General features: G+C 70.4%; 10 protein-coding genes and 1 pseudogene. 5 read left to right on the forward strand and 6 right to left on the reverse strand.

Going from position 1 to position 12,541, the window contains the following annotated elements:
- Positions 1 to 17: 17 nt before the first annotated feature.
- Positions 18 to 908, reverse strand: a complete 891-nt coding sequence (gene galU, locus AC3WLB_RS03395) for a UTP--glucose-1-phosphate uridylyltransferase GalU (RefSeq protein ID WP_492503278.1) — start codon at positions 906 to 908, stop codon at positions 18 to 20.
- Positions 909 to 994: 86 nt separating this feature from the next.
- Here galU and AC3WLB_RS03400 point away from each other — a divergent pair, with 86 nt between their 5' ends.
- Genes AC3WLB_RS03400 through mscL form a run of 3 tightly spaced genes read left to right on the forward strand, consistent with a single transcriptional unit; the run spans position 995 to position 2,407 of the window.
- Entirely contained in the window at positions 995 to 1,579 is a 585-nt protein-coding gene (locus AC3WLB_RS03400) for a 5-formyltetrahydrofolate cyclo-ligase (protein ID WP_022894927.1), read from the forward strand.
- A gap of 30 nt (positions 1,580 to 1,609) precedes the next feature.
- On the forward strand, positions 1,610 to 1,936 hold the full coding sequence (locus AC3WLB_RS03405) for an FmdB family zinc ribbon protein (protein ID WP_492503280.1): 327 nt from the start codon (positions 1,610 to 1,612) through the stop codon (positions 1,934 to 1,936).
- A 9-nt stretch (positions 1,937 to 1,945) separates the two neighbouring features.
- Positions 1,946 to 2,407 carry a large conductance mechanosensitive channel protein MscL gene (mscL, locus tag AC3WLB_RS03410; protein ID WP_022894930.1) on the forward strand — a complete coding sequence of 154 codons (462 nt, stop codon included), beginning with the start codon at positions 1,946 to 1,948 and terminating at the stop codon, positions 2,405 to 2,407.
- Positions 2,408 to 2,452: 45 nt separating this feature from the next.
- Here the strand turns inward: mscL and AC3WLB_RS03415 are convergent, their stop codons facing one another.
- From AC3WLB_RS03415 to AC3WLB_RS03425, 3 genes and pseudogenes are all read right to left on the reverse strand, one after another.
- Positions 2,453 to 2,653 carry a hypothetical protein gene (locus AC3WLB_RS03415; RefSeq protein ID WP_083890091.1) on the reverse strand — a complete coding sequence of 67 codons (201 nt, stop codon included), beginning with the start codon at positions 2,651 to 2,653 and terminating at the stop codon, positions 2,453 to 2,455.
- Between the two features lie 18 nt (positions 2,654 to 2,671).
- A complete protein-coding gene (locus tag AC3WLB_RS03420) occupies positions 2,672 to 6,460 on the reverse strand; it encodes an AAA family ATPase (RefSeq protein WP_492503283.1) in 3,789 nt (1,262 codons plus the stop codon).
- Between the two features lie 324 nt (positions 6,461 to 6,784).
- Positions 6,785 to 7,027 (reverse strand): annotated as a pseudogene (locus AC3WLB_RS03425) (YbaK/EbsC family protein); the annotation flags it as partial.
- Between the two features lie 102 nt (positions 7,028 to 7,129).
- Between AC3WLB_RS03425 and AC3WLB_RS03430 the strand changes: the two are divergent.
- Positions 7,130 to 8,248 (forward strand): LLM class flavin-dependent oxidoreductase, encoded by a 1,119-nt coding sequence (locus AC3WLB_RS03430; protein ID WP_492503285.1) that lies wholly within the window; start codon positions 7,130 to 7,132, stop codon positions 8,246 to 8,248.
- A 120-nt stretch (positions 8,249 to 8,368) separates the two neighbouring features.
- Entirely contained in the window at positions 8,369 to 8,776 is a 408-nt protein-coding gene (locus AC3WLB_RS03435) for a hypothetical protein (protein ID WP_492503287.1), read from the forward strand.
- Here AC3WLB_RS03435 and AC3WLB_RS03440 read toward each other — a convergent pair.
- Together AC3WLB_RS03440 and AC3WLB_RS03445 are read right to left on the reverse strand one after the other, a co-directional pair.
- Positions 8,758 to 11,208, reverse strand: coding sequence for an HAD-IC family P-type ATPase (locus AC3WLB_RS03440; protein ID WP_492503289.1), 2,451 nt, complete (start codon positions 11,206 to 11,208; stop codon positions 8,758 to 8,760). The genes AC3WLB_RS03435 and AC3WLB_RS03440 overlap by 19 nt on opposite strands.
- A gap of 22 nt (positions 11,209 to 11,230) precedes the next feature.
- The gene (locus AC3WLB_RS03445) at positions 11,231 to 12,514 is read right to left on the reverse strand and encodes an alpha/beta hydrolase (protein ID WP_492503291.1); all 1,284 of its coding nucleotides are present in this window, start codon (positions 12,512 to 12,514) and stop codon (positions 11,231 to 11,233) included.
- Positions 12,515 to 12,541 lie beyond the last annotated feature (27 nt).

A 12,541-nucleotide genomic window follows, 5' to 3' on the forward strand; every position in this document is an offset into this window, starting at 1 on the left:
CCCGCCCCCGTCGTCGGCTACAGTTCCGCGACGAAATCCTTCAGCCACGGCCGCAGCTCCGGCCCGAGGTCGTCGCGTTCGGTCGCGAGCTGCACGATCGCCTTGATGTAGTCGAGCTTGTCGCCGGTGTCGTAACGACGACCGCGGAACACCACGCCGTACACGCCGCCCGCGATCGAGACGTCGTCGGCCAGGGTGAGCAGCGCATCCGTCAGCTGGATCTCGCCGCCCTTGCCGGGCGGCGTGTTCTCGAGGATCCCGAAGACCTCGGGCTGCAGCACGTAGCGCCCGATGACGGCGAGGTTCGAGGGCGACGAGCCCTGCTCGGGCTTCTCGACGAGCCCGGTGACGCGCACCACGTCGTCTTCGTCGGTGGGCTCGACCGAGGCGACACCGTAGAGGTGCGTCATCGACGGATCGACCTCCATCAGGGCGATGACCGTGGCCGTGCGGGACTGCTGCACCTCGAGCATCCGCTGCAGCAACGGGTCGCGGGCGTCGATGATGTCGTCACCGAGGAGCACGGCGAAGGGCTCGTGGCCGACGTGCATCCGCGAGCGCAGCACCGCGTGGCCGAGCCCGAGCGGGTCGCCCTGACGCACGTAGTGCATCTCGGCGAGGGCCGTCGACTCGTTGACCACCCGCAGCATGTCGCCCTTGCCCTTCTGCTCGAGCGTCGACTCGAGCTCGGTGACCCGGTCGAAGTGGTTCTCGATGGCGGCCTTGTTGCGGCCGGTGACGACGAGCACGTCGTTCAGACCCGCATCCACCGCCTCCTCGACCACGTACTGGATGGCGGGCTTGTCGACGACCGGCAGCATCTCTTTCGGCATGGCCTTCGTCGCCGGCAGGAAGCGCGTGCCGAGGCCGGCCGCCGGAATGACTGCTTTCGTCAGATGAATCCCCATGGTGCTCAAGCGTAACCAGAATTCGCCACGCGCAGATGTCGGCCGTGAAACACTCCCGTCATCTGCGGCAACTTAGAATTGCTGCCATGACCTCCGAGGCGGCCCATCTCAAGCGGGCCCTGCGCGCCGAATTGCGCGAGCGCCGGCGCACCCGCCCCGCCCATGTCGTCGACACCGCGAACCTCGGTTTCACCGAGAACCTCATCGCGCTGGCGAAGGAGACGGATGCGCACACCATCTCGGCGTACCTCTCCACCTCCTTCGAGCCCAACATGCGCCCTTTCCTCAACTGGGCGCTGGCCGACGGGCGGCGGGTGCTGCTGCCGATCGCGCGGCAGGACGGGTTGCTCGACTGGGCCGAGGGCGACGGCGAGACCGAGACGGAGGGCCTGTACGGGCTGCCGGAGCCCGTCGGCGGCATCCTCGGGCCCATCGCCATCAACGACGCCGACCTCATCCTCATCCCCGCCTCGGCCGTCGACCAGCACGGCACCCGGATGGGCTGGGGGCGCGGCTACTTCGACCGCACGCTCGGCTCGATGGAGAACTGCCCGCCGGTTTTTGCGGTCGTCTTCGACGATGAGATCCTTGACGAGGTGCCGCGCGAGCTGCACGACGCGCCGGTCGACGGCGCCGTCACCCCGACGCGCATCATCCGGTTCCACCCCTGAGCGCGCTGCGCTCGATCCCACGGAGACTCCATGCCCACTTACTCCTACCGCTGCACCGAGTGCGAGAACGCGTTCGACATCCAGCAGTCCTTCACCGACGCCACGCTCACCGACTGCCCCGTCTGCGGCGGCAAGCTGCGCAAGGTGTTCAGCCCGGTCGGCGTGACCTTCAACGGCTCGGGGTTCTACCGCACGGATTCGCGGGCGAAGTCGAGCTCGTCGGATGCGGGGTCGAGCGGGTCGTCGTCGAAGTCGAGTGACTCGGGCTCGTCGTCCTCGTCGAGCGGCAGCAGCAGCGGCACGAGCGCGCCCGCGGCGCCGGCCGCCAGTGCGCCCGCGAAGAGCACCCCCGCCTAGGCTGGAAGCATGTTCAAGGGGTTCAGAGAGTTCATCCTCCGCGGCAACGTCATCGACCTCGCGGTCGCGGTGGTCATCGGTGCGGCGTTCACCGCGGTCGTCAACTCGATCGTCGGCAACATCTTCAATCCGCTGATCGCGGCGATCTTCGACGCCAGCGACCTCGAGAACGTCGCGGTGGTGACGCTCAACGGCTCCGACATCAAGTTCGGCGCGGTGCTCGGGGCGATCATCCAGTTCCTGATCGTGGCCGTGGTCGTCTACTTCGTGTTCGTGCTGCCGATCAACCACCTGAAGAAGGCCGCCTTCGCCATCAAGAAGACGCCGGCCGAGTCGATCGAGGACACGAAGGAGGAGCTGCCGCCCACCGAGACGGAGCTGCTCATCGAGATCCGCGACCTGCTCGCCCGCCAGAACGCCGCAGCCGCCCTCGAGGGCGCGCCCGCCGAGCCGCACACCCCCAAGCACTAGCCCCGAGACACGCGGCGCAGCCGCCGCAGATCTCTCAGGCGCGCCTCAGCTCCAGTGGGGCGGCACGTCCTGCTTGAGGCGGGCGTCGTTCGGACCCTCGGATGTGCGCGGGCGGTCCCCCCAGGACTCGTCGGCGTCTTCTGCCGCGCGCACCGGCGCATCCGCTCGGCCGGCCTGGGGCGTGGGGTCGCTCCCCGGCGCCGGGTCGGTGGAGACTCGACGGGTCCCGGTCTTGCGTAGGGTCACCCGACGAGCCTACGCCGGTCAGATGTGCACGTGGATGGGCGAGGTCTCCACGAGCGACAGCTCGCGCACGCCGATCACGTTCGCGATGCGCGCCGCCACCGCCTCCGGATTCGCGAACAGTTCGAACGAGTGCACCCGCAGGTAATGCCAGCCGAGCCGGCGCAGCATGTCGGGGCGCAGCCGGAGCGACTCACGGAGCGAGGTCGAGTGCACGACCGCATCCGTCTCGATCGCGATGGCCCGCCCGTCGTGCGACGCCACGAGGGTGAGCTTGCCACGGTGCTCGAAGGCGACATCCAGCCCGCGTGCTCCGAGCCGGCGGGCGAGGTCGATGAGCAGCGCGTCGCCGGGGCTCGAGAAGGTGTCGGGTGTGGGCCCGTTCTCGGCTTCCTGCAGGATCTGCCGCAGCGCGACGACCCCGTAGTTCATGCGCTCCTCGTCGATGTCGGCGGGGCTGAAGCACGAGACGATGTCCATGGATCGGCGGGCTCTCGTCATACCAACCGCGAGCAGACGCTCGCCGCCGGGACGAGCGAGCCCGCCGAAGTTGGTGAGCACGCGGCCGTGCGCGGTCTTGCCGTAGCCGACCGAGAAGATCACCCGGTCGCGGCTCTGGGCCACCGACTGCTCGAGGGTGGCGACCATGAAGGGCTCGGCGCGCTCCTTGAGGATGAAGTCGGCCAGGTCGCTGCGCTTGGCGAACGCCGCGAGCACGGCCTGCTGCACCCGCACGGCGTGCTTGGGCGAGGCGGTGATGACCATCAGCGACTCGCGCGGGTAGTTGATGGCGTGGTCGAGCACGAGCGAGACGACGCGATCGACCTCGGCATCGACGGATTCGACGGCTCCGGTCTCGGAGTCGGGCATGCCGCCGCGCCCCTCGACGTAGTGCAGGGCGAGCGAACCGTGCCCGAGGAAGGTGCCGGCCCAGGGCAGCGAGTCGATCTTGCCGCCGTAGAACCGGTGGTTGACGAGCTCGGCGAGGTCTTCGCCGCCCGCGCGGTAGCTGCGGGTGAGCGAGAGCGTCGGGACGATGTCGGCCAGCCGGGCCAGCGCCGATTCGGCATGCAGCTCGTCGACCGTCGTCGCGTCGAGGGTCGGGCGCACCCGCTGTTCCTCGATCGGCCGGATCGCGATCTCGAAGTGCGACGGCGTCTGGGTCACCGGGTCGCCGAAGGCGACCACCTGGCGGGCCCGGCGGATGGCGCCGACGTTCTCGGCCAGGGTGGTGGCGCCCGCGTCGACCAGGATGACGGTGTCGAAGGTGATCGCATCCGTGATCTGCGCGACCTCGTAGGGCGAGGCGAGCCACACCGGCGCCAGCACCTTGCCGAGGTGCGGGGCCGCGGCGTGCAGCCCGAAGGAGTCGACGCGGTCGGAGCGCAGCAGGGCCTTGAGAGCCGAGGCCTCGTCGGGGTGGTCGACGAGGCCGACGCTCCAGGTCTCGGCCAGCTGCCAGGCCAGCAGCTGCCCGTTCATGGCGGCGTGCGCCTCGTCGACGAGCCGGAAGTCGCCCTCGAGGCGGTCGAGCACACCGGTGTTGGCGCCGAGCAGCGCCCGGTCGTCGGCGAGCATCAGCTCAAGCACCGACTGCCACCAGGCCAGTTCGAGCTCGTCGGCGACGGCCGACTCGGGCACGTGCCGGTTCGAGAGGTCGACCATCAGCGGGTCGAGGGCGTGCTCACGCAGCGAGTCGAGGAGCGCGGTGCGCTCCTGCAGGTTGGCGAGCACCTCGGAATCGGCGGCGAGACCCTCGACCAGTCCGATCAGCTGGTCGATCGGCAGGGCGGCGAGCTGACGTGCCGTGCCCACGGTGCCGAGCGGCAGATCGAGCTGCGCGAGGTCTTCGGTGACGCGCTGGAACGCGACCTGCACGTCGTTGATGCCCACCGGGATCTCCGGCGGTATGCCCGCGGCGGCGAACCGGTACCAGAGCGTGCGCTGCTGCTGGATGCGGCGGAGCGCCTCGTTGAGGTCGCCGATGTGCACGCCCGGCCGCACGTACTCCTTCGCGAGCGCCTTGAGACGCCGGCGACTCGTCGACGACAGCTGCGGGGCGTCGCGGCGCGGGCTCGTCGCGGCGATGAGGTCGGTGAGCGAGCGGTCGAAGACCACCGGCAGGAACTTGTCGAGCGTCTCGCGCAGGTCGGCGAGCAGGCGCAGGTAGGTGCCGAGCTCGTTGAGCGAGGTGAACGGCCGCATGCGGGTCTGGCCGATGAGCTCGTAGGCACCGGTGAGCAGCCGCGGCAGGTCGGTCTTGTCGAGCCGCTTGGCGAGCTGGTGGGCCCGGTGCGCGTCGTCGCTCGAGGCGAACTGGGCGCCGTACCAGGGCGAGTCGTCGGGGCCGTAGCGGAACTGCCCGAGCTCGGCCGCGCGACTGAGTGTCTTGGCGGCCTTCGCCCGGCCGGTGGCGAGCGATTCGAGTGCCGAACGGTCGAGCCGAGCGGTGGTCGAGGGCGGGTTGGGCAGCAGGGCGAGCCGGGCGAGCTCGCGCAGCGCGTCGAGCACCGAGACCTTGAGCAGCGGGTCGACCCGCGACATCGACGCGCGGTAGTCGAGCAGCACACTGCGCAGACGCACCAGTGCCTCGTCGACGTCGGCGACGTGCGGCTGCTGCGCCTTCTCGTTGCGGCCGATCGACTGGATGAGGTCGCGCCGGAGGGTGCGCGGCGACACCGCGACACCCGGCAGCCCCACATCCGACAGCCGGCGGTTGATGCCGCTGAGGCTGAGCCGGCGCGGCGTGACCACGAGCACCCGCTTGTTCTGGCCGACGAGGGCGCCGATGGCGTTCACGATGGTCTGCGTGCCGCCGGTGCCCGGCAGCGTCTTCACGAGCAGCGAGTTGCCGCCCGCGATCTGCGCGATCACGTTCTCCTGCTCGCTGTCGGCGTCGAGCAGGAGGGTGTCGGTGGCGGGCGCGCGGTGATCTTGCGGCGACGGCTCGACCGGGTGGTAACCGTCCTGCACCGCGCGGCGTGAGCTGAGGTTGCCGGCCAGGGCGTCGAGCACCGGATGCGAGATGTCGGCGCTGTCGGCCAGCATCCCGCTCGCCACATCGGCGAAGCTCGAGACCACAAGCCGCGGCTGCACCTGGAACCAGGCCAGGTGCGAGGTGAGGCTGCGCAGCCGGTCGATGACGGGCTGCGGCTTGAACACGCCGTTCGACGCGGCGAGCGCGACGAGCGCCTCGCGGTCGACGGTGATCTGGAACTGCTCCTGCAGCACGCGCACGAGCTCGGGGTTGACGAACGGCGTGCCGCGCAGCTTCAACTCGAAGTCGCGGCCGTAACGCCGCACCGAGATGGGGCGCAGCAGCACCGGGGCGCGGAACTGGGCCGGCTCGGCGTCGGGATTCTGCGCATCCGCCTGCCCACGCCACTCGGCCAGGCCGATGGCGAGGTGCACCGAGTCGATGCCGCGCACCGAGCGCAGCTCGACGCCCTTGTCGGTGATGGCACCCGCGGCGATGCGGGCGTTGCGGAGCGCGAGCTCGTCGCGGATGAGGCTCGACAGCAGCGTCGAGTTGCCCGTGATGAACTGCGCGAGGCCGCCCGGATGCGTGGTGCTCAGCTCGATGCGCGAGCGCGGCGAATCGTCGAAGCGGATGAGGGGCGACTCGCCGCCGAGCGACGCGATCTCCTCCCGCCAGCGGTCACGGGTCGGTTCGACCAGGCTCTCCGTCGAGTAGACCTGGGCGATCGGGCTGTTGGACGAGGACCGGCCACTGCGACCCCAGGCCGACTCGACGGAGTCGGCTGCAGACGACGAATCGTCTGAGTCTCGTTTCTTATCGGCACGCCACACATGGTCACAGTACGTGCGCGCGCCCCGTTTGGGCGGTAATCGAGCCGAGTTTCGCGAATTCGCGCGGATTCCCGCCTCAGCCCCGCGTCAGTGCCGCCTCAGTCCGTGCTGGAAACCACAGTGCCGGCTGCCGGGCGGCCCGGGCTTCGCTCGGGCTGCCCGGGTCGCGCCGGCCCCTGTCCGGCGCGACGCGACATGTGAGGGCGCGGTCGAACGGCGCGGCCTTCGGACGCACCGTCCGGCCACCCCCTCACCTTGGGTCGTCGAGTACGGCCTGTTGCGTATGCCCCCATGAGCCTCGCGCTCGCGCCGGCACTATGACGCGAGTCGTTCGCCGAGCCACTCGGTGTCGACTCGATGCGCGCCGCTCGTGAGCACAAGGAGGGGCTGCCCGTCGAGCAGGAACACGAGCGAGTTGGCGATGGCCCCGACTTCGACGCCCAGCGCGGCGGCCGCAAGCGCCGCCGTGCTCGCCGCGTCGTCGAGCCACACCACCTCGCCTGGCACGCCGCCGGCGTCGAGCGCCTCTCGCACGGCGCGGACGGCGGGATGATCGCGTGCAGGCATGCCCCCAGCCTACGACCGCACGCGCACGCGCCTGGCTCCCGGGCCGCCTAGCTGCCCGGGAGCCGGAATAAACCGGCGCCCGGCGAGGCTGAGGTAGAGGTCATGACTCAGCTCTCCGTGCTCGATCTCATTCCTGTTCGCACCGGCCAGTCGTCCGGCGAGGCCGTGGCCGCGAGCCTCGCGCTCGTTCGCGCCGCCGACCGCCTCGGGTACACCCGGTTCTGGGTGGCGGAGCACCACAACATGCCGGCCGTCGCCTCGACCTCGCCGTCGACGCTGATCGCGCACTTCGCGGCGCAGACCACGCGCATCCGTCTGGGCTCGGGCGGTGTTATGCTGCCGAACCACGCGCCGCTCTCGATCGCCGAGCAGTTCGCGTTGCTCGAGGCGATGCACCCCGGGCGCATCGACCTCGGGCTCGGGCGCGCTCCCGGTTCCGACCCGGTGACCGCGTACATGCTGCGGGGCCAGCGCACCTCGAGCGACGCCGACCCGGCCGAGACCTTCCCCACCGACGTCGAGACCGTTGCGGCGCTGCTCGGCTCCGACCGCGCCACCGCGAGCAAGCCGTTCGGAGACGACGACCAGCCCGGCGTGGGGTTGAACATCCGGGCGCGGTCGTACGAGTTGAAGGCCACCCCGAGCATCCGCACCGCGCCGGAGCTGTGGTTGCTCGGCTCGAGCAACTTCAGCGCCACGCTCGCGGCCTCGCTCGGCCTGCCGTTCGTGTTCGCGAACCACTTCGGGCAGCCCGGCATCGAGCAGGCGCTCGAGATCTACCGCAGCCGGTTCCAGCCCTCCGAGGCGCTGGCCGCGCCGAAGACCTTCCTCACGGTGAACATCTCGGTGGCCCCGACGGATGAAGAGGCGCAGCTGGTGACGCTGCCGCAGCTCATCTCGATGGCGCGGCTGCGCACCGGCGGGGCGCTCACCCCTCAGCTCACGATCGACGAGGCGCGCACCACGGAACTGACCGATGCCGAGCAGGCATCGGTGCTCGAGCAGTCGCGGCGCTGGCTGATCGGCACGCCCGAGTCGGTGGAGGGGCGCATCCGCTCGCTCGCCGAGCAGTTCGGGGTCGACGAGGTCATGGTGTCGCCGGCCGGGGGCGCGTGGGCGGCCGACCCGCTCGACGCGACGCCGTCCCGCGAGCGCACGCTCGAGTTGCTCGCGGCGCGATTCCCCGAGCTCGGAGTTCACCACCATTCGGATGCGTCCTGAATCGATGAACTCCCGTGGCCGTGACGGGGCCGCGGAGCTCCACAGTGCCGGGCGTTCTGCCGGTTCGCGCCGGTACGCCTCGGAGTGACACCGCCGTCCGCATGGTTCGATGAGCACATGGTGAACAGCGCAGGAGCCAAGCGACCCGGACCGGTGACGATCGCGGTGGTGCTGATGTACATCGGCGGCATCGCCCAGATCGCGCTGGGCATCCTCGCCATCTTCCTCCGCTACACCCCGGAGGCGAGTGCCGGCGCTGCTGCGCTCACCGTGACCCTGCTGGGGGCCGCGATGATCCTGTTCGGGCTGTTCGTGATCGCCCTCGCCTCCGGCGTGGCGCGCGCCAGCCGGGCCGCGCGATCCGGTGCCACCGCGGTGATGCTGCTCGGCGTCGCCCTCGCCGTGGTCGACCTCGTCGTGGCCGGCGACGGCGACTGGTCGGGCGTCGCGGTCACCTCGGTCGCCGCCGTGGCGGTGATCCTTCCGCTGTGGGCCGGTCCGGGCCGCCGCTACTTCGCGTCGGCGTGACCCGGCTGGGCGCGCAACCCGGCGCTCGCGCGCTCCGCGTCCCGGCGGGCGATGCGTCGGTGGGCGAAGCGCACGATCTCGATGAGCGCGATCGAGGCGAGTGAGGTGCCGAGCACGAGCAGCGCGGTCGGCAGGGTCGGATCGACGAGCTGCAGGAAGTCGCGCACGATCGGCACGGTGTAGACCAGCACCAACCCGATCATCATCGCGCCGATCACGGCCCCCTTGAAGCGGGTGACCGGTCGCGACAGGACGACCAGGATCCACAGCCCGATGATGGTCAGGATGAGGGTCGACCCGGTGCGGATCTCCGCCTCCGGGATCTGCGCGTTCGCCGCCAGCCGGGCGTACGCGGCGATCCCGAGGGTGACGGCGAGCCCGGCGGGGATGGCGAAGGTGAGCGAGCGACGCAAGAAGCCCGGCACGTACCGCTGCGCGTTCGGCAGGAGGGCGAGGAAGAACGCCGGAAGGCCGATGGTCAGCCCATCCGTCACCGACAGCTGGCGCGGGAGGAACGGGAACGGCAGCAGCAAGATGCCGAAGGTGATGGCCAAGAAGGTGGCGTAAGCCGTCTTGGTGAGGAACAGCATCGACACACGCTCGATGTTGGCGATCACCTGCCGCCCCTCCGCCACGACGCTCGGCAGATGGGAGAACCGGCCGTCGAGCAGCACCAGCCGGGCCACCGCCTTGGTCGCGGCGGCACCGGAGTTCATCGCGACCCCGATGTCGGCCTCTTTGATGGCCAGCGCGTCGTTCACCCCGTCGCCGGTCATCGCCACGGTGTGCCCGGCCGACTTCAGGGCGACCACGATCCGTCGCTTCTGGTCGGGCGTGACCCGGCCGAACACGCGGGTGCGTTCGAGCACCTCGAGCAGTTCCCCCTCGCTCTCCGGCAGCTCGCGTGCGTCGAAGCCGTGGGGTGCGTCGAGCCCGACCTCGCGGGCGATCGCGGCGACGGTCTGCGGATTGTCGCCCGAAATGATCCGCACGTCGACGCCCTGCGCGGCGAAGTAGGCGAGGGTCTCGGCGGCATCGGGGCGGATGTTCTCACGGAAGGTCAGCAGCGCGACAGGCACGGCGTCGGCGGGAACCGTCTCATCGGCGGTGGGCGAGCCGTGCGCGAGCACGAGGGTTCGTCGTCCCGAGGCCGCAAGCTCGGCCGACCGTGCCGCCAAGCCGCGCCTCAGCGGGTCGTCTCCGTCGTCGCCGTCGTCACCCTCAGCGCCGTCAGCGCCGTCGGCACCGGTGGCGTCCGGGAAGACCATTTCCGGGCCGCCGAGCACCCACATCCCGTCGTCGAACGTCACTGCACTCCATTTGCGCGCGGACGAGAACGGCACCCGCCCGGCCGGGCTCTCCTCCCTGACCGCGGGGAACGGTTCGGTGAGGCTCCTGGCGGTCGCATTGGCGTCGTTCTGCACCCCGTACCAGGCGAGCACGCTCTGCCACCCGTCGACCTCGGCCAACGGATGCGCGGCGTCGAAGACGATGTCGCCCTGGGTCAGCGTGCCGGTCTTGTCGAGGCAGATCACGTCGACCCGGGCGAGGCCCTCCACCGCCGGCAGCTCTTGCACGAGCACCTGCCGGCGGGCGAGCTTCACAGCCCCGACGGCGAAGGTGATGCTCGTCATGAGCACGAGTCCGAGCGGAACCATGGCGACGACGGATGCGATGGTCGCCGTCACGGCGTCGCGCCAGGCGCCGCTCGCCCAGGCTTCCGACCATCCGCCCTGCGCGATCATCTGCGCATTGAGGACGAGGAGGGCCACCGGCCCGATGATCCAGGCGACCCAGCGCAGCACCCGATCGATGGAGGAGCGCAGCTCCGACGCGACGAGCGAGAACCGCTTCGCCTCGCTCGCGAGCGAGTTCGCGAACGAATCGGCCCCGACCCGATCGACCATGGCGGTGCCCTCGCCGCCGACCACGACCGAACCGGAGAGCACCCGGTCGCCCGGCGACTTCTCCACGGCATCGGATTCACCCGTGAGCATCGACTCGTCGAGCTGAAGACCGCGCGCGTCGTCGACGACGGCGTCCGCCGGCACCTGGTCGCCCGCGCGGAGCACGAGGGTGTCGTCGAGTACCACCTCGGCGACCTCGACCTCGGTCTCGGCACCGTCGCGCAGCACCCGCGCGTGCGGGGCGTTCAGGAGCGCCAGCCGATCGAGGGCTCGTTTCGCGCGGAACTCCTGCACGCTGCCGATCACGGCGTTGGCGATCGCGGAGAACCCGAACAGCGCATCCTGCCAGCGCCCGATCGCGAACAGCACGATGAAGCAGGCCAGGATGATCCCGTTGAACAGCGTCAGCACGTTCGCCCGGACGATGCTCCAGACGCTCCGGCTGGTGTCCTGCACGAAGGCGTTCGTGCGCCCGGCCTCGATCCGCTCCCGCACCTCGGCCGAACTCAGTCCTGTCGACGGCACCCGATCCCCTCCCGTTCGGCGCTCACTGTAGCAAGGCGAAGCGCGGCACCCTCGTCGATGCGCGTGCCGCGTTCTCCAGGGACTCCGTGCCGGTGTCGAGATACCCGAACATCCTCATGTGCTCCTGGTACAGGCGGTCGCGCTCGGCGGGGTCGGTGTATCTGGTCCACGCCTTGCTGGTCGGGTCGTCGTTGTAGGCCGAATGGAGGATGGGCTCGTGCCCGGTCACGCCCACGAGTCCCCGGGCGGGATCACCGTCCGTGCTCAAGACGGTCGCCCCGAACGACCGGGCTCGGGGATCGATCCGCTCGAGTCTGCCGAGAAACGCCTCATTGTCGCGACTCCCCTCACCGGCATACACGCGCTCAGCGCTCAGGGATGCCGCGCTTCCCACCCGATACTCGACTCCCGCCGATCCGAGCATGACGAAGGCGTACAGCCCGAGGTCCGAGTCGGCCAGGGCGTTCGCCGCCATCGTGGTGCCGTAGGAGTGGGCGATCACGCTGATCGTGTCGGGCCCGGTCCCCGCCCGCGTCGCCGTGATCGCGGCGACGTCCGCGCTGAGTCGCGGGGCGCCGAGCGCGGCGTACGAACCGACTGTCGCGTCGATTCCCGGCGGCGGCACCTCATACCCGATCCAGGCGATCACCGCGCGGTCGGCCGGGGCACCCGCACGGCCTTGGGCTAGGTGGATGTTCTCCGCGGCCACGGTCCAGAGCTGCATGTCGGTGCTGTAGGTGCCCATCCCCGGCACCGCGAAGGTGACCTGATCGGCTGTGTCGAGGTCACCCACCGCGACCGCGGCGAGCGGAGGGACGTCGTCGCTCAGCTCCACCAGGAATCGTGGCGGATCATGTTTTCCCGAGATCGCCCCGTGCACGGCGCTCAGCGCCGCGAACCGTGTCGCCGCGACCGCGTCGGAAGGATGTGCCGCGCTCGTCTTGCCCGCGGCATCGAGCTCATCGTCGAGGTGTGCCCGGTTCGCGGCATCCCGGGAGGCGTAGTCGATTCCCCCGAGGTTGCCGACGATCGCCGGGTCCGAAGCGATCATGTCCGACCGTTCTGCCTCGTCGACTCCCGCCCACCAGTCCGACACGGCATCGGGGTGGTCGGCCAGCACCTCGAAGATCACCTTCTGATGGGTCGTGAGGAAGGCCTCCACGTCGCCCTCCGGCAGGCCGAGCAATGTGGTCAGGTCCGGGTCGACGGGCGCGCGGTCGAAGCCGGGCCCGACGACGACCGCGCCAGCCGCGAGCAGTCCGCCGAGAACCGCAGCCACCACCCGCCGCACTGGCCAGCCTGCCACCGAATCCTCCAGCCGAGCGGTCGAAAC

The organism is Herbiconiux sp. FW305-C-125 (genome assembly GCF_058783455.1).